The organism is Acidovorax sp. SUPP1855 (assembly GCF_030158955.1).
In the GTDB taxonomy this organism is placed as follows: Bacteria; Pseudomonadota; Gammaproteobacteria; order Burkholderiales; family Burkholderiaceae_C; genus Paracidovorax.
Genome location: NZ_BQXI01000020.1, coordinates 66,361 through 82,450 on the forward strand (window position 1 = coordinate 66,361; position 16,090 = coordinate 82,450).

At 65.0% G+C, this 16,090-nt stretch carries 15 protein-coding genes; 8 read left to right on the plus strand and 7 right to left on the minus strand.

Annotated features, from left to right (window positions below; all coding sequences use genetic code 11):
• Nucleotides 1-14: 14 nt before the first annotated feature.
• On the minus strand, nucleotides 15-866 hold the full coding sequence (locus AVMA1855_RS17230; RefSeq protein ID WP_284426645.1) for a cytochrome c: 852 nt from the start codon (nucleotides 864-866) through the stop codon (nucleotides 15-17).
• Between the two features lie 135 nt (nucleotides 867-1,001).
• Here AVMA1855_RS17230 and AVMA1855_RS17235 point away from each other — a divergent pair, with 135 nt between their 5' ends.
• The gene (locus tag AVMA1855_RS17235) at nucleotides 1,002-1,481 is read left to right on the plus strand and encodes a YqaA family protein (protein ID WP_372588224.1); all 480 of its coding nucleotides are present in this window, start codon (nucleotides 1,002-1,004) and stop codon (nucleotides 1,479-1,481) included.
• A gap of 178 nt (nucleotides 1,482-1,659) precedes the next feature.
• Here the strand turns inward: AVMA1855_RS17235 and AVMA1855_RS17240 are convergent, their stop codons facing one another.
• Nucleotides 1,660-2,586 carry a YihY/virulence factor BrkB family protein gene (locus AVMA1855_RS17240; RefSeq protein ID WP_284426646.1) on the minus strand — a complete coding sequence of 309 codons (927 nt, stop codon included), beginning with the start codon at nucleotides 2,584-2,586 and terminating at the stop codon, nucleotides 1,660-1,662.
• A 371-nt stretch (nucleotides 2,587-2,957) separates the two neighbouring features.
• On the opposite strand from AVMA1855_RS17240, the gene AVMA1855_RS17245 reads away from it, so the two are divergent.
• The 4 genes from AVMA1855_RS17245 (at nucleotide 2,958) to AVMA1855_RS17260 (ending at nucleotide 8,686) form a co-directional block, all read left to right on the plus strand.
• Nucleotides 2,958-4,085 carry a Kelch repeat-containing protein gene (locus AVMA1855_RS17245; RefSeq protein ID WP_284426647.1) on the plus strand — a complete coding sequence of 376 codons (1,128 nt, stop codon included), beginning with the start codon at nucleotides 2,958-2,960 and terminating at the stop codon, nucleotides 4,083-4,085.
• 604 nt (nucleotides 4,086-4,689) lie between these two features.
• On the plus strand, nucleotides 4,690-6,105 hold the full coding sequence (locus AVMA1855_RS17250) for a protein kinase domain-containing protein (protein ID WP_284426648.1): 1,416 nt from the start codon (nucleotides 4,690-4,692) through the stop codon (nucleotides 6,103-6,105).
• A 61-nt stretch (nucleotides 6,106-6,166) separates the two neighbouring features.
• Entirely contained in the window at nucleotides 6,167-7,297 is a 1,131-nt protein-coding gene (locus AVMA1855_RS17255; protein WP_284426649.1) for a UvrD-helicase domain-containing protein, read from the plus strand.
• 12 nt (nucleotides 7,298-7,309) lie between these two features.
• Complete coding sequence (locus AVMA1855_RS17260; protein ID WP_284426650.1) at nucleotides 7,310-8,686, plus strand: hypothetical protein; 1,377 nt, start codon at nucleotides 7,310-7,312, stop codon at nucleotides 8,684-8,686.
• Nucleotides 8,687-8,968: 282 nt separating this feature from the next.
• Here AVMA1855_RS17260 and AVMA1855_RS17265 read toward each other — a convergent pair whose 3' ends face one another.
• From AVMA1855_RS17265 to AVMA1855_RS17285, 5 genes are all read right to left on the minus strand, one after another.
• Nucleotides 8,969-9,178 carry a hypothetical protein gene (locus AVMA1855_RS17265; protein ID WP_284426651.1) on the minus strand — a complete coding sequence of 70 codons (210 nt, stop codon included), beginning with the start codon at nucleotides 9,176-9,178 and terminating at the stop codon, nucleotides 8,969-8,971.
• Between the two features lie 25 nt (nucleotides 9,179-9,203).
• Nucleotides 9,204-9,620 carry a hypothetical protein gene (locus AVMA1855_RS17270; RefSeq protein ID WP_284426652.1) on the minus strand — a complete coding sequence of 139 codons (417 nt, stop codon included), beginning with the start codon at nucleotides 9,618-9,620 and terminating at the stop codon, nucleotides 9,204-9,206.
• Between the two features lie 14 nt (nucleotides 9,621-9,634).
• Nucleotides 9,635-9,901 (minus strand): hypothetical protein, encoded by a 267-nt coding sequence (locus AVMA1855_RS17275; protein ID WP_284426653.1) that lies wholly within the window; start codon nucleotides 9,899-9,901, stop codon nucleotides 9,635-9,637.
• Between the two features lie 137 nt (nucleotides 9,902-10,038).
• Nucleotides 10,039-11,133, minus strand: a complete 1,095-nt coding sequence (gene ychF / locus AVMA1855_RS17280) for a redox-regulated ATPase YchF (protein ID WP_272567328.1) — start codon at nucleotides 11,131-11,133, stop codon at nucleotides 10,039-10,041.
• A 101-nt stretch (nucleotides 11,134-11,234) separates the two neighbouring features.
• Nucleotides 11,235-12,107 (minus strand): MOSC domain-containing protein, encoded by an 873-nt coding sequence (locus tag AVMA1855_RS17285; protein WP_284426654.1) that lies wholly within the window; start codon nucleotides 12,105-12,107, stop codon nucleotides 11,235-11,237.
• Nucleotides 12,108-12,203: 96 nt separating this feature from the next.
• Here AVMA1855_RS17285 and AVMA1855_RS17290 point away from each other — a divergent pair, with 96 nt between their 5' ends.
• From AVMA1855_RS17290 to AVMA1855_RS17300, 3 genes are all read left to right on the plus strand, one after another.
• Nucleotides 12,204-13,334, plus strand: coding sequence for an FAD-dependent monooxygenase (locus tag AVMA1855_RS17290; RefSeq protein WP_284426655.1), 1,131 nt, complete (start codon nucleotides 12,204-12,206; stop codon nucleotides 13,332-13,334).
• An 87-nt stretch (nucleotides 13,335-13,421) separates the two neighbouring features.
• Nucleotides 13,422-14,141: a DsbC family protein gene (locus tag AVMA1855_RS17295; RefSeq protein WP_284393166.1), complete on the plus strand. Its 720-nt coding sequence runs from the start codon at nucleotides 13,422-13,424 to the stop codon at nucleotides 14,139-14,141.
• Between the two features lie 111 nt (nucleotides 14,142-14,252).
• Complete coding sequence (locus AVMA1855_RS17300; protein WP_284426656.1) at nucleotides 14,253-16,043, plus strand: M61 family metallopeptidase; 1,791 nt, start codon at nucleotides 14,253-14,255, stop codon at nucleotides 16,041-16,043.
• Nucleotides 16,044-16,090 lie beyond the last annotated feature (47 nt).

A 16,090-nucleotide genomic window follows, 5' to 3' on the forward strand; every position in this document is an offset into this window, starting at 1 on the left:
CGCCGCGCCGTTCTTCAGCGCGCCCCGCGGCGCTCGCGGGCCATGTGCTGCAGGTAGCTCACCAGATCGTCCAGATCGCTGTCGCTGAGCCGGTCCGGCGCGAAGCCGGGCATCGACTGCCCGGGCCACTGGCGCACGCTGGCCGGGTTGCGCACCAGCTGGCGCAGCGCCTGCGGCTGGAAGTACTCCACGGGGCTCATCGGCAGGTTCAGGTCGGGCCCCAGGCGCGCCTCGCCGCCGCCGTTCATGGTGTGGCAGACGAAGCACTGCGCCACGAAGATCGCCTGGCCGCGCCGACGCGCATCGCCCGCGGGCACCTCGGGCGCGACGCCGATCCGGGGCCAGCGCTTTTCCGGGGCCTCGCGCACGTGCAGCCGGGCCACGGCATAGGGCCACTGCTCGCTGAGCACGCCGTCGGCTACCGGCCAGACGATGTAGAACGGGCCGGGGCCCGACGCCTTGCCCGGCAGCGCGGGCCAGGGCGCACCGGCCGGCTCGACCGCCAGCCAGGCCTGGCCCCGACCCGGGCGCAGCACCAGCGCGCCGGGCAACTGGGCGACGAAGCCATCGAGCGCGACCGCCTCCAGCACGTCGCCCGCGCCCAGGCCCAGGCCGTTCAGCACGGCGGCCAGGGGCACGGCACGGTAGCGCATGGGCCGGTGGTAGGCCACGTCCGCCGGCACGTCGATGTCGCGCGCCTCGGGGTGGCGCAGCAGCGTTTCGGTATCGACCTGCCGGGCACCGCCCGGCCCCTCCAGGTGCAGGACAGCGGCCTGCGCCGCACCGGCCAGCCAGCAGGCCAGGCCGAGCACGCCCACGGCCAGGGCCCGGCGCACGGCCGGGACGGAAACATCGAACCATTGCATGGTGGGGAACCTCCTCTTGTATGGGTGTGCGGCAGCGGCCCACCGGCGGGCCGCACCGCGGCGCGATCGTAGCGGAGCCCAAGCGCCTGTCCGACAGCGAAGGCTTGCCGGCGTCCCCTAAACTGCGCCCCAGTTATGGAAATCTGGATGAACCACCTCATGGACCTGCTGGCGCTGCCCCAGTACGGCCTCAGCACGGTGTTCATGGTGTCGTTCATCTCCGCCACGCTGCTGCCGCTGGGCTCCGAGCCCGCGGTGTTCGGCCTCATCAAGCTCAACCCGGAACTCTTCTGGCCCGCCGTGCTGGTGGCCACCGCAGGCAACACGCTGGGCGGCGCCCTCAGTTGGTGGATGGGCCTGGGCGCGCACAAAGCCGTGGACCGCGCCCGGGGCGAGCATTCCAACCCCCGCGCCCTCGCCTGGCTGCAGCGCTTCGGCCCCAAGGCCTGCCTGCTGAGCTGGCTGCCCGTCGTGGGCGACCCGCTGTGCGCGGTGGCCGGCTGGCTCAAGCTGCCCTTCTGGCCCTGCGTGGCCTACATGGCGGTGGGCAAGTTCGGGCGCTACCTGGCCATGACGGCCGGGCTGCTGTACCTCTGGCCCGAGGCCGGGCGCTGAATTTCATTTGCTATTAATTCAATAGCAATATGCCCTAGTGATTCATGCGCTGGGGCCGGTTTTCACCTTGAACCGGCTGAATGCACCTGGCCCGGGTTCGGGCATGCGTCGGCACTTCACACCCCGCCCCGCCCGGCGTTCTTGCCCAAGGTTTGCATCCAGGACGGTCCGGAACGCATCACGCCCCGGGCGCGGGGGACTCGCCTTGCGAAGCATCGGGGCCGCCCCAGTCTTCCGGCAGCGCCGCCCTGTCGCGCAGCACCCCGTTGACCTCCGCGCCGAAGATCAACGTGGTGGCGCTGATGTACAGGAACACCAGCGTGGCCACCACGCCCGCGAAGCTGCCGTACACCAGCGCGAGCTTGCCGGCGCTGCGCAACGTGTACGACAGGTTGGCCGCCGCCCCCACCCACATCGCCGCGCCCACGATGGCGCCCGGCACCACGGTGCGCAGCCGCTGCCGCAGATCGGGCAGCCAGCCGTAGAGCAGCGCGTACAGCACCGTCAGCACCAAAAACGCCGAGCCGTAGCGCACGCTGTTGCGCAGCCAGGGCGTCTCCTGGCCCACGCCCACGTTACGCTCCAGCAGCTGCCACACGTAAGGCATGACGATCACCGAACTGAACGCCGCGAAGATGCCGCCGCCCACCACCACCGTGAACACCGTCACCTTGATGCGCGCCTTCCAGAACGGCAGGCCGCGCTCGATGCCGTACGAGCGGTTGAGCGCCGTGCGCACCGCCTGCATGCCCGACGACGCCGTCCACAGCGTGACCAGAAAGCCGATCGCCAGCAGCGCCTGGTTGCGCTGCGCCAGCACCTGCTGGATCACCGGCTGCATCGCGTCGCGCACCACCGGCGGCGCGTATTCGAGCACGCGCTGGGCCAGCGCGGCAGCATCGCCGGGCTCGCCCACATAGGCCGCCGTGGCCGACAGCAGGATCAGCAGCGGGAACATCGCCAGCACCGACGAGAACGCCATGCTCCCGGCCTGGTTGGCGCTCTGGTGGAGGATGTAGTTGCGGACCGCCAGGGCGATGACGGGCAGCCCCGGCACGGACCAGGCGATTTGCCGTACGCGGTGCAGGATGGTCTTCGGTGCCATGCGTTTGTCCAACTCTGCATCCTTCTTCGTTCCGCCGATCGACCGGCGCTCAGGTGAAACCAACCCATCGACACGCGAAGCGCCAGGAGGACCTGCGGCGCGGGGCCGCACCCGCTGACTGTCGCCCAAGCCACGCAGGCCCTCTGTAGGACTCGAAGAACATCCGAAGCCGCCCAAGGGGGACCGCCGCACCACGATGCCAGCGCCGCTGGCTGCAGCGCGCAAGCCCTTGGACAGCCTGCGCAGGTTACAGATGCATCCAGTGGTGACCGACCCAAAATTCCGAACAGCGGAAAGATAGACTGCGCGCGGTCGTTTGCGGAGAAGTCCGGACGACCGGGTTCATTCAATCAATACAACGGAGGAATTTCATGAAACGATTTCTGTGGGGCCTGGGAATGGCCCTGGCGCTGATCGCCCCCGGGGCGCAGGCGCATGGGAGCGCAGCAGCAGAAGCAGTAGACGGCCGCTGGACCCGGCTGGTCACCACGGGCGAGGGGCCGTCCGTGCGCTCGACGCCCGCCGTGGCACCGGTCCTCGGATCCATCTACTTGTTCGGCGGGGTCAAGGACGATTTCGCCAGCGGCGAGAACACGTTCTACGACGACCTGTACCGCTTCGACCCCCGCCTGGCCCGGTGGACGCCGCTTTCGCCCTCCGGCGCCAAGCCACCGGCCCGGGCCTTCGCCGCGAGTGCCGCCGTGCCGGCGCGGCACTGGATGCTGGTGTTCGGCGGCGCCAACTACAGCGCCGACCTTTCTTCGCTCACGTTCTTCGACGATTTGTGGGCCTACAGCGCCCTGCTGAACCGCTGGACGCAGTTGCAGCCCGGCAATCCGGGGCCCTCGGCCCGATCGCGCCCCGCCATGTGGGTGGATGGCGAGAAGGTCTATGTGTTCGGCGGTATCCAGACCGACTTCCACACCTTGAACGACCTGTGGGCCTTCGACCTGCGCACCAACCTGTGGACCCAGATCATTGCCAATGGCGACGCGAACTCGCCGACCTCGCGCCATGAGGCGGCGGTGGCCGGGCGCGCATGGGACGGGCAATTGACGCTGTACGGCGGGCAATTCAGCGACAGCGACGGCTTCGTCTCGTTGAACGACACCTGGCGCTTCGACCTCGCCACCCGCCAGTGGCAGAACATCACGCCCGCCGAAGCCGACAAAAACGTCGATGCGCCCCGCCACCAGGGATCGACCGTGCAGATCGGCCACGCGCTGCTGATGGCCGGGGGCGATCTTCCCGGGGGAAGCTCAGGATGCGGCGCTGCGTTCCCGCAGAACGCCACGTCCGAACTGTGGCGCTTCAACCTGCACGACCGCACATGGCGCCTGCTTGCCCCGGGCGGCGACGCCTTCCCGGCGATCAAACGCACCAACGCGGCCGCGGTGGGCGGGGTGATGTATGTGTTCTCGGGCTTCGGCTTCTCGTGCCAGAACGATGAGGGCGGGCAGGTGTGGAACCCTGACGTCTACGCCTTCCGGCCTCGCTGACCGGGGGCGCCCGTGGGCTGCACAAGGCAACCTGCGGGCGCTGGTCTGGGCGCTCAGGCATGAGCAGGATTCGATGGGTAGTCGTCTCTCTGCTTTGACGCTTGATGTACCCAGACGGGCCATGGAAATCCATCGGATAAAGGTGAGCACCGACGAACAGACGGGCGCTGTAATCGACCCAGAGCGTGTACTGGTCAAGTCAACTTGAAGGTCGACTAGCAGCGATCTCGGTCGGTCAGCGCGGTTCATCGTGTTAACGGTGACAGGCTCACTACGGTCATCGAGGCGTCAAACAGGCCGCAGTTTCAGTGACGGGTCTGCGAGTTAAAGCTGACGCTCGCGGAACTCATCGCAGCGAAGAGCCCAATCGGATGTCCGCCTCTCGTGACCGCGAACTCACGTAAATCGACCCGGTGCCCTCCTTCGCGGCACCGATTTAAACGACATGAACGAGTTCTTTGAAAGTCCATGCGCCACTCTGCGTCTCAACTTGGTTTTCGTGCAAAATGTAACGAGAATGAACTGGCGACTCTTCAAGTCCAGCACATGGGAGGGATATGTGGTACGTGAGGCGCACGCCCTGTTTTAATGTCGGAGCCACGTCATGAAGCAAGAAGATGTAGACGCCTGTCGCGCGCTTGCGACGAAGTACGTCTCGGCTCGCGGCGGCGGTGAAGTTGGCGCCAATCTGGGCGATGGCGGATCAGCAGCGGTTTTTCGCTGGGAAACAAGGTCAACCACTAAAGCTCTCAAGGTCTACGACCCCAAGTTCCTGAGTGGCCCGGCCGCTCCTGCGGAGCGCTCTCGCCTCGACTTGCAGCGTCGCTTCATCGGAAATCATTGCGGGGCCCTTATCGACACGTTGGCGGTCGAGGAAGAACATGGCACCTGCTTCGTCGAGATGGAGTTCTTTGCTGGCAAAGAGCTCAAGCGGGTTCTGCCCGATGTACCTGACTACGCTATCGCGCCTCTAATCGGTCAGTTGGTTGCCGCCGTTCAGTTCTTGGATTCGCTGGGGATTGTTCATCGTGACATAAAGCCAGAGAACATCCTAGTGTCGGCCGACTTCAGTGAGATGAAGCTACTGGACCTGGGTATCATCCGCGAAATCACCGAAGTGGAGGACCGCCCAGATGGTACGGACCACGGTGAACGGCGCCCCTTCATCGCCACAGCTCAATACAGCTCGCCTGAGTATCTTTTCAGACTTGAAGCCCCTTCGCCATCGCTGTGGAAGGCGCTCAGTATCTACCAGGTCGGGGGCGTTCTTCACGACTTGGTCTGCAGACGGCCACTCTTCGAGCGAACCGTTGCCGCTGACAACAAATACGCGCTGGCAATGGCGGTGATGAAAGAACAGCCGGATTTCGCGGGTGTACCGATCCATCTCTCGGCCTGGGCCGCCTTGGCCGCCAGATGCCTCGCGAAAGATAGCAGGGTCAGATTGCAATCTGTCGACTGGGGAGACTTCACCGTCGCGACTGAATCGCCCGCAGACCGCCTTCGCCGAGCCCTTTCGGGCCGCGCTGCTCGCGCTGTCCAAGCAGAAGAGGTACTGGCTCAAGCGGTGACCTTGGGCCGACAACGCGCGCTTGCCTTGGACGACTTGGTCAATGGGGTCAGGCGCCAACTCTTGACCGACTTCTCTCCTCAGCTTCGAATCGCGCTGCAAACTGTAGATGAGCACCGGGGTATCCTGCGTCTGACACTAGACGCCTGCGCACTCGAAGTGCTGGTCGCGCTGGAATGTCGCTGGGAGGAAGGCATCCGCGAAGCGATCGGAACCGTTTCGCTGGCTGCGATGTCAGTCCAGCAGCAGGGGGAGAACTCGCCTCCGGATGCCTTCAGCGGTGCCCGACGATTCGTCGGAGAGCTTTCTATTGGTTCTACTTCAACTGTCCTGTCGACGGGCGTCATTGAAGCTGTGAGTCAATTTACGGTCAAGCATGCCGAACTGGTCGATGCCGCCATCGCCACAGCAGGTCTTGACCTCGTCGCGATTTGCTGGCCACCAGCTTGATCGAGCACAGCATACGAAAGGAGAGGTGATGAAAGGTAGTGGGTGGACAACAATCGAGCAGATGGATACCGATCAGCGGGCGTTCGTTCGAATCGGCGCCGACGGTCGACACCTGCTGGTTGGACCGCCTGGGTGCGGGAAAACAAATCTCTTGGTGATGCGGGCTAGGTACATCTTTGGTCTAGGCCTAAAGAATGTACTCTTCCTGACTTACACGCGGGCCCTTGCAGACTTCATCCGCGCCGGCGTGGCCTCCAAGAAGGGGCTTCTTGAGCCGGAACAAGTCCAGACGTTTTCACATTGGGCTCTCATGCACATTGCGACTTATGCACCCGAGATGATGTCCAGGCTCGACCGCAATGCACCCTACGACACCCATCGGCAACAGGTTATTGAGGCGCTGACGACTGCCAATACCCGCATCGAGGGGGTGAACCTTTACGACGCGGTGCTGGTAGACGAGGTGCAGGATTTGCATATCGACGAGATTCAGGCACTCATGCGCGTGTCCGAGCGCGTAACCGTTGCAGGCGATGCGAAGCAGATGGTTTACGAGTCGGGCGGCAGCATTGGCAAGCTAGAAGCTTTCGGATTCAACAAGACAGAGCTGCGCTTTCACTACCGCATCGGTACGGCGATTGCCGATGTGGCCGACAAAGCTCTCCAGCCTGCGGATCCCGCCAACCGCCTCCGCGCAAACTGCAACTACCGCGAAGACGAGCAGCAGTCTCGCGCGCGCCTGACCGAGTTCGCCAGCCGTGATGAGCAGTTCGCAGCCATGCACAAGAGCATCGCCAGACAGTTACGTACCTATCCCAATGAAGGCATTGGCGTCATCGTTCCCCGTACCTTCCTACTGCAGGAACTCAAGGCACAGTTTGCGGCAGCAGACCCACTGCCGGGCGGCGTCGCCTTTCACGACATGGATGATGAAGAACATAGCTTCAGTTCAGGCAAGAATGTGCATGTCATTTCGCTGAAGTCGTCGAAGGGTGCTGAATTTCGTGCAGTGCACCTATACGGCCTCGAAGAGCTCAAATTTCCCCAGATCCGCCGCGAACTCGTATTTACTGCGGTCACGCGTGCCAAGACCTCGCTCGATGGCTATTTCACTGGAAAGGTACTGAACTCTGTCGCTTCGGCTTTTGCTGAGGCACCCGTGGCGCCCCTGTCTCCCGAAGAACTCATCTGAAGCGAGCGGAATATGAAATTACACTGGCATTCCGCGGATCGAGAGCAGGTCATCGACGCTCTGCGTAGGGTCGACAAGTCGCTGCGGTCCGGATTAGGTATCCCGAGCATTAACGCCCCTGGGCAAATTCGCTACGCGGTCTCACATGACGACGAAGTAATAAATCGTCGCGTCAAAATTGTTCTTCTTGGCGATAAAGGCAAAGAGTTCTTTTCCTGGGCATCGACTTACGCCGAAGACGTGTTTCCGGTGTCGATGTGTGCACGCGTCATGCTCGCGAGCGATTGGCACGCACTCAAGTTCGACGATCAGAGCGACCGGGTCGACTTTAAGAACTCGAGTGTCTGGGCCTCCATCGTATTAGGCGAGCTTCTCGGTCAGTCGCAGGGGGACGTAGATGCCACGTCGGCGCCTATCGGCCGCGCGCCCGCGTGCTTCAGCTATGCGGTTGCTCGCGCCGAACTCCTCTACCCAGGAAACCCGAGCGCCAGTACGGAGGTGATCAAACGACTTACGGCGACGGGAAAAGATGGGCGATTCGGACGGCGTGCGATAAGTCCAGACGCCTTATCTCCGGTTTGGTCTACCTATCGGCAGCTCTCTCACCTGCCAAGCGAAGACCTTGCCTCGCCTAGCACCATCATCAAAATTCTGGAAGTGGTAGACCCTGAAGCGGCTGCGCTTCTGAGCCGTACGGAGCACCTGTCCAGCGATTTCGCAGAACATCGAATTGAAGGATTCGATGCGGTGATCGACCAGTTGTTCTACCATCGCCCGCCGATGGAGCACAGAGAAGGCGGAATCGCACCCGCACTTGCGGCAGCAGCGTTGCTTGCAGGAAGAGGCACGAGCCATCTACAGTTGCTGGCCCCTGTGGGACGCGAGCTTCCCCAGGTCTTCGCGTGGTTCGGAATGTTCGCGGGCCTCCTCGGTCAAGGCTCTTGGGACCTTGCTTGGACCCGAGGTGCGAAGTCAGTCGATCGGTTCCTGCGTCAGCCGTTTCGCGTGGACGAGCCGGTTAGAGCCGACCTCTGCTGGATTGAGTTCGAGTGGCTGTCGGAGATGTTTGGCTCTGGGGATGTTTTCAACGAACTGCCCAAGAGCGCACCGAGAAGCCTCTTGATTGAAGTCGTTCCTGGGGTGGAATTTCAATTGAGTCTGCATCCAAGAGAACGCGCAAATGAGCAAGCCTCGACGTTTAGCGGGCCAGTAATCTCGCCCAAGGCTGTAGGTGAGGCTTTGAAGTTCATCGAAGCTGCGCATTCGCTGCTGCGTGAGATCTCGCCCAGTAAGCAGTCGGATCTCTTCGGCACTGTGAGCCCACCAGCCCCCAAGAAGAAGGCCAAGGCCGGCAGCACGGGTTCTCGTGGTGCCAAGCAGAAGTCTTGACGAATGTCCGCTATGTCGTCCGGCAGCAGCCCAGTGCCCTGTCTCGCAATGGGTCGGGATTTTCAGTTCGCCTCAGGCTCGACCGGCCGTTCGTGGCCGCATCGCGGCCAACCCACCGCTGAGTACCCGGTCTCGAATGTGAGGCGGTCGTAGACCGGGTTTCCTGTCGGATGACAGGTGGCCGCCGCTGACTGCATTCAGATCGCGAACAGCGTATGAATTGATTCAGCCTGAAGCAGCTCATGCACCTCTCCACACATCACGCTGTAGGCTTGGCCGCGCTCAATCCTTGAGGCTCACCCCCAGATTGCCCAGCTTTTTTGCATACGAGTCCCTGCGTTTTGCTGCCTTTGCAGCGGTTTCGGAGGCGGCTTGGACTGCCTTGGGGCCCTTAGCCGCAGCAGCTTTGATCAATGCGAACTTGTGAGCGGCATCTGCCTCGGCCCGCTTGAAAGTGGCGATGAGTGCAGCATGGGCAACGGATGGATTCACAAGTACTCCATATCGATCAGCGGCGTCACCCTTGAATTTGGACGTCGGTGCGAAGCAAGGCGGTTCTCAATTCCCGATTAGCAGGTTTTGAAACATCCACCTTTTGAACAGCCAGGTCGAACGGTGAGCCTGGCTTGATGCTGGTTGGCAGTATCTTTTTTGCTGGATTCTTGGCGGGGTACGTGCCCTGACCCGGACACATGCGAACGGAGAACCCGAATTCTTCGAGTGCACCTTTCGCATACAACTCCGCTAATTGTTGAAACGTTACGAAGGTCGAACGTTTGACGTCTTTGAATCCCGGCCGACTGACGTCACGAACGATCTCGAATTTACCAAGCGAATCTCGTTGTGTATCGGTAAACGGATGGAGCAAGAAAGTCTGACGAACCCCATTTTTGGACACCAGAGTGTGCTCGACGGCTATATCGGTTAACAGCATATTTTTCTCGCTCTTCAAGCTGCAGTTGCACAGCAGATCATTCGCCATCCCACCCAGGTCGCAGATCGTGTTTTCACGCCACGCCAATGGGAACCAATCGCTTTGGGACTAAAACTGCCTGCCAATGGGGGATTGGGTAAAAGCCCGAAATCAGCCTGAAACTGCTGTTCAGCCGAAAGAGAGCATGCCGGCCGATAGATGTCTGATGCGAGAAGCTTATCGCGAGCGTTCAGGTCAACGAACTGGCCGAACTCCACCAATGCAATATGCATCTGCGGCAAGGCTCTATCCAAGAAGCGCTATTTCGCTCTTGTTGAAATCAAGGAATCGAGCGCGCACTAGACAGTGCTTGCATTTTCCTGAGCGCTGGCCGACGCCCGCAAACGTCGGCCAAGCTTGAAAACCAACGCGTGCCGGTTTAAACGTTGAACAGGAAGTTCATCACGTCGCCATCCTTGACGACGTATTCCTTGCCTTCCGCGCGCATCTTGCCCGCGTCTTTGGCGCCCTGTTCGCCCTTGAAGGCGATGAAGTCCTCGAAGGCGATCGTCTGCGCACGGATGAAGCCGCGCTCGAAGTCGCCGTGGATCACGCCCGCGGCCTGGGGCGCGGTGTCGCCCACGTGGATGGTCCAGGCGCGCACTTCCTTCACGCCCGCCGTGAAGTAGGTCTGCAGGCCCAGCAGGTTGAAGCCGGCGCGGATCAGGCGGTTCAGGCCGGGCTCGGCCTGGCCCATCTCGGCCAGGAACATGTCGCGGTCCTCGTCGCTCATCTCGGACATTTCCGCTTCCATCTTGGCGCAGATGGCCACGACGGGCGCGTTCTGGGCAGCGGCGTATTCCTTGAGGCGCTCCAGCAGCGGGTTGTTCTCGAAGCCGTCTTCGCTCACGTTGCCCACGAACATGGCGGGCTTGGCGGTGATGAGGCAGAAGGGCTTGAGCAGCGGCGCGTCTTCCTTGCTCAAGGGCACGGTGCGCGCGGGCTTGCCCTGGTCGAGCGCGGCCTGGATGGGCGTGAGCAGGGACACCAGCTTGGCGGCTTCCTTGTCGTTGCCCGACTTGGCGGCCTTGCTGTAGCGGTTGAGCGCCTTTTCCACCGTGGCGAGGTCGGCCAGGCACAGCTCGGTCTGGATGACTTCGATGTCGGAGATCGGGTCCACGCGGCCGGCCACGTGGATGACGTTATCGTCTTCGAAGCAGCGCACCACGTTCACGATGGCGTCGGTCTCGCGGATGTGCGCGAGGAACTGGTTGCCCAGGCCTTCGCCCTGGCTGGCGCCGGCCACGAGGCCCGCGATGTCCACGAACTCGACGATGGCCGGCACGATGCGCTCGGGCGTGATGATGCCGGCGAGTTGCTGCAGGCGGGGATCGGGCACTTCCACCACGCCCGTGTTGGGCTCGATGGTGCAGAACGGATAGTTCTCGGCGGCGATGCCGGCCTTGGTCAGCGCGTTGAAGAGGGTGGACTTGCCCACATTGGGCAGGCCCACGATGCCGCATTTCAGGCTCATGGCAGGGCTTTCAGGTGTTCGGGAGACAAACCCGCGATTTTACGGGGTGGGCCCGGGGCCCTGGCGGCCGGGCGGATCCCGGCCCTTTTCGAACGGGCGATTCAGTCGAAGCGCAGATCGGCCGCGACGGGCTGGCCCACGCGCAGCATGCGGCCCGCGCCTTCGCGCACGATGGCGTTCATGCCGAAGGTGATGGCGCCGCCCAGCCGGCGATCGTGGCGGTAGGTGCGCATCATGTCGCTCACCTCGGGGCTGCTGGCGGCGGTGGCCGGGTCGATGTCCGGGATGGGGCAGCGCGCGCAGGGCTTGGTGGGCTGCAGGTGCACTTCCTCGCCCTCCCCGGTGCCGATGTAGAGCCGGTCGATGCGGTCCTCGTCGTGCGCGTGCAGTCCATCGACCACGATGTTGGGGCGAAAGCGCTCCATGCCCACGGCCGCGTGGCCGGCGGCCCGCAGCCGCTCGTTCAGCCCGTCCAGCGACGCCTGGCTGGTCAGCAGCAGCGGAAAGCCATCGGAAAAGAGGTTGGGCACCTCCAGGCCGTCGGTCCACTTGGGGCTGGACAGCCGGGGGTGCTCGGGGTCGAACCGCACCATGCGGCAGGGCTGGCCCAGGAAGTCGGTGAACCACTGGGCGGCCAGCGGGCCCATGTCCCAGGCGGGCACCGTGTCGTCCCACAGCCGCACGGTGGCGGGGCCTTCCACCTGGTCGATCGCCACGTGCAGCGCCAGCATGCCGGGGGCGCGCAGCACCATTTCGTGCACCTTGAGCTGGGGCCGGACCAGGGCCATGCGCGGCAGCGTGCGCTGGGTGAGGAAGTGGCCAGCCGCGTCCACCACCATCCAGGCGCGGTCCAGGTCCAGCCCGGTGTCGGTGAGCAGCGCCTGGCGCACTTCGATGCCGGCGCAGGATTTGACGGGGTGGACGAACAGGCGCGCGATGGTGCCGGCAAGGTCGTGGTCGGGGCGGAAAGTCACAGGGAAAAAGCTCCAGGGGCGCGGGCGCGAAACCCATCGGTGAAAGCGGGATTGTGCCCGCCCGTGCCGCCTTGGCCGGCTCCTACAATGCCCGGCATGGCCCAAACCTTTGATGTATGTATCCGTGGCGCTGGCGTCGTGGGCCGCACCCTGGCCCTGCTGCTGGCCCGCGAACGGCTCCGTGTGGCCCTGGTCGGCACGCCCGCCCCCGCGGCGGCCGATGTGCGCGCCTATGCCTTGAACGCCGCCTCGCGCGGGCTGCTCGAATCGGTGCGCGGATGGCCCGATGCCGCCCACGCCACCGCGGTGCGGCAGATGCAGGTGCATGGCGACCAGGGCGGCGAGGTGACGTTCGATGCCGGACGCCAGGGCACCGAAGCGCTGGCCTGGATCGTGGACGTGCCCGCGCTGGAGGCCCGCCTGGCCGATGCCTTGCGGTTCCAGCCCCAGGCCGAATGGGTGGACGCCCCGGTGCCCGCCGCGCTCACCGTGGTGTGCGAGGGCCGCGCCAGCCGCACGCGCGAGGAATTCGGCGTGGACTTCGCCACCATGCCGTATGGGCAGCACGCGGTCGCCACCCGGCTGCAATGCGAGCGGCCCCACGGCCAGGTGGCGCGGCAGTGGTTCCTGCCCGATGGCATCCTGGCCTTTTTGCCGCTGGACGGCGCCGCGGGGAACTCCGTCGCGGTCGTCTGGTCAGTCTCGCAGGACCGGGCGCAGCGCCTGGCGGCCCTGGACCCCGCCGAATTCGAGCAACAGATTCAGCAAGCCAGCCAGAACACGCTGGGCACCCTGCAGTTGAGCGCGGACCGCACGGCCTGGCCGCTGCAGCAGGCCCGCGCGGACCGCTGGTGCGGCCCCATGGCGGCGCCGGGCCAACCGGGCGCCGGGCGCAGCTGGGTATTGGCGGGCGATGCGGCGCACAACGTGCATCCGCTGGCCGGCCAGGGCCTGAACCTGGGGCTGGGCGATGCGCAGGCGCTGGCCCGCGTGCTGAACGGGCGCGATTACTGGCGCGGCGTGGGCGACCTGCGGCTGCTGCGCCAGTACGAGCGCGAACGCAAGGCGGCCCTGCTGCCGATGGGCTGGACGATGGACGGGCTGCAGCAGCTTTTCTCGCGCAGCGAGGGGCCTTTGACGGCGTTGCGCAACTGGGGCATGAAGGGCTTCGAGCGCAGCGGCCCGCTCAAGGATTGGGTGACGCGCCAGGCCATGGGCCTGCGCTGACGGGATGGACCGAAGGGCCGCAAGGCGGGCCGCTGGCGACCGCCGCGGCGCATTGATGAACAACGAGTTGAAGAACGAAAGAATCGCATGAAACTGATCTCCTCCCTGCTGGCCGGCGCCGCGCTCACCCTGTCCCTCGGCGCGTTCGCCCAGGAAACGGTCATCCGCAAGGCCCTGTCCGACCGCATTCCGCAGCTGGAGAAGATCGACGAGGTGCGCAGCACGCCCATGCAGGGCCTGTACGAGGTGCGCATCGGCACCGACCTGTTCTACACCGATGCCAAGGGCAACTACCTGATCCAGGGCGAGCTGATCGACACCAAGGCCCGGCGCAACCTGACCGAAGACCGCATCAACAAGCTCACCGCGGTGGACTTCGACGCACTGCCCTTCAAGGATGCCTTCACCATCGTGCGCGGCAACGGCAAGCGCAAGATCGCGGTGTTCGAGGACCCCAACTGCGGCTACTGCAAGCGCTTCGAGAAGGACCTGCAGAACGTGGACAACGTCACCGTGTACATGTTCCTGTACCCCATCCTGAGCCCCGATTCGGCCGAGAAGTCCCGCAACATCTGGTGCGCCAAGGACCGCGTTGTGGCCTGGCAGGACCAGATGGTGCGCGACAAGCCGGCACCCGCCGCCAGTTGCGACACCGCGGCCGTGCAGCGCAACCTGGCCTTCGGCAAGAAGCACAAGATCACCGGCACGCCGACGATCATCTTCGCCGACGGCTCCCGCGTGCCGGGCGCGATAAACGCGCAGGAAGTCGAAAAGCGCATGGCCGACGCCGGCGGCTCCGGCAATTGAGCCCCGGCGTGCGCGGCGGCCACCGCGGCGCACGCTCCTGACCGCCGGGCGGCGCGGACCACTCCCCGCGCCGGCCCGGGCCTTCCCCGACCCTTCAGCGCCGCACGCACCATGTCCGCCCTTCGCCACGTCCACCCCGCCGTCCACTACCGCGTCGAGCCCGCGCAGCTGCACGCCCACCTGTTCAGCGTGACGCTGACGGTGGCCAGGCCCGCGACCCGGCAGGCGCTGTCGCTGCCCGTCTGGATTCCCGGCAGCTACCTGGTGCGCGAATTCGCCAAGAACCTGCAGAACCTGCGCGCGCAGCAGGACGGCAAGGACGTGCCCCTCGCCCAGATGGACAAGTGCCGCTGGGAGGTGCAGTGCCGCAACGACCACCCGCTGGTGCTGACGTACGAAGTCTGCGCCTACGACACCTCGGTGCGCACCGCCTTTCTGGATGCCACGCGCGGTTTCTTCAACGGCACCAGCCTGTGCCTGCGCATGCACGGCCAGGAGGCGGCGCGCCACGACCTGGAAATCGTGAGCACGCCCGCCGTGGCGCGCTGGTCCGTCGCCACCGGGCTCGCCGCCGAGAAGACCACGCGCGCCGGCTTCGGAACCTACCGCGCCGAGCACTACGACGAACTGGTGGACTGCCCCGTGGAGATGGGCCCGTTCTGGAGCATCCGCTTCACGGCCTGCGGCGTGCCGCACCGGCTGGTGATCGCGGGCGCCGCCCCCTCGTTCGACGGCAACCGCATCGTGGCCGATGTGCGCCGCATCTGCGAGGCCGGCATCCGCTTCTGGCACGGCAGCGGCAAGCCGCCCTACCAGAACTACCTGTTCCTGCTGAACGTGGTGGACGACGGCTACGGGGGCCTGGAGCACCGCAACTCCACCGCGCTGATCTGCGGGCGGCGCGACCTGCCCCGCATCGGCCAGGCACGCGCGCCCGAGGGCTACAACACGCTGCTCGGGCTGGTGAGCCACGAGCACTTCCACACCTGGAACGTCAAGCGCCTGCGCCCGGCGGAGTTCGCGCAGTACGACTACACGCAGGAGAACTACACGCGCCTGCTGTGGTTCTTCGAGGGCTTCACGAGCTACTACGACGACCTGCTGCTGCGCCGCGCGGGCCTGATCGACAACGCCACCTACCTTCGCCTGCTTGCCAAGACCGTCAACCAGGTGCTGCAGACACCCGGCCGCAAGGTGCAGTCGGTGGCGCAGGCCAGCTTCGACGCCTGGGTCAAGTACTACCGCCAGGACGAGAACACGCCCAACAGCACGGTGAGCTACTACACCAAGGGCTCGCTGGTGGCGCTGTGCCTGGACCTCGCACTGCGCCGCGAAGGCCAGGCCACGCTGGACGACGTGATGCGCGCCCTGTGGGAACGCTGCGCTGCCGGCCCCATGTCCGAAGCCGACCTGCTCGACGCGATCCAGGCGCTGGCGGGCCGCTCGTTCGCCACTGAGATCGCGCAGTGGGTGCACGGCACCGACGACCTGCCCCTGGCCGAGTTGCTGGCGGCCAACGGCGTGACGCTGCAGGGCGAGCCGGCGCAGCTGGCCCAGCGCCTGGGCGTGCGGGTGGCGGAGGGCCAGGGCCTGCAGATCAAGGTGGTGCTGCGCGGCGGCCTGGCCGAGCAGGCGGGCTTCGCGGCGGGCGACGAATGGCTGGGGATCGAGGTGCAGGGCGAGGCCTGGCGCGTGCAGCGGCTGGACGACGTGCCGCTCTACGCCGGCGTGGAGCCCCGCGTGACGGCGCTGGTGGCGCGGGACCGGCGGCTGCTCGAGTTGCCGCTGGAACTGCCCTCGACGGTCCATGCGGGCGCCGAGGCCGAGGTCGACACCATCGGCCTGTCGGTGGCCGACGCGGCCCTGGCCAACCGGTGGCTGGACGGCGGCACGGGCCAATAGAGAAAGCTTGCAGAGGCTTTCCGGAGCCCCTTGGGTATAGTCTGCCG

Bases quoted from the DNA above. Each gene is read 5' to 3' on its own strand.
- AVMA1855_RS17290 (WP_284426655.1), top strand. From the start codon at position 12,204: ATGGCCCAAACCTTTGATGTATGTATCCGTGGCGCTGGCGTCGTGGGC.
- AVMA1855_RS17270 (WP_284426652.1), bottom strand. From the start codon at position 9,620: ATGCTGTTAACCGATATAGCCGTCGAGCACACTCTGGTGTCCAAAAAT.
- AVMA1855_RS17240 (WP_284426646.1), bottom strand. From the start codon at position 2,586: ATGGCACCGAAGACCATCCTGCACCGCGTACGGCAAATCGCCTGGTCC.
- ychF (WP_272567328.1), bottom strand. From the start codon at position 11,133: ATGAGCCTGAAATGCGGCATCGTGGGCCTGCCCAATGTGGGCAAGTCC.
- AVMA1855_RS17245 (WP_284426647.1), top strand. From the start codon at position 2,958: ATGAAACGATTTCTGTGGGGCCTGGGAATGGCCCTGGCGCTGATCGCC.
- AVMA1855_RS17235 (WP_372588224.1), top strand. From the start codon at position 1,002: ATGGAAATCTGGATGAACCACCTCATGGACCTGCTGGCGCTGCCCCAG.
- AVMA1855_RS17300 (WP_284426656.1), top strand. From the start codon at position 14,253: ATGTCCGCCCTTCGCCACGTCCACCCCGCCGTCCACTACCGCGTCGAG.
- AVMA1855_RS17260 (WP_284426650.1), top strand. From the start codon at position 7,310: ATGAAATTACACTGGCATTCCGCGGATCGAGAGCAGGTCATCGACGCT.
- AVMA1855_RS17255 (WP_284426649.1), top strand. From the start codon at position 6,167: ATGGATACCGATCAGCGGGCGTTCGTTCGAATCGGCGCCGACGGTCGA.
- AVMA1855_RS17295 (WP_284393166.1), top strand. From the start codon at position 13,422: ATGAAACTGATCTCCTCCCTGCTGGCCGGCGCCGCGCTCACCCTGTCC.
- AVMA1855_RS17230 (WP_284426645.1), bottom strand. From the start codon at position 866: ATGCAATGGTTCGATGTTTCCGTCCCGGCCGTGCGCCGGGCCCTGGCC.
- AVMA1855_RS17250 (WP_284426648.1), top strand. From the start codon at position 4,690: ATGAAGCAAGAAGATGTAGACGCCTGTCGCGCGCTTGCGACGAAGTAC.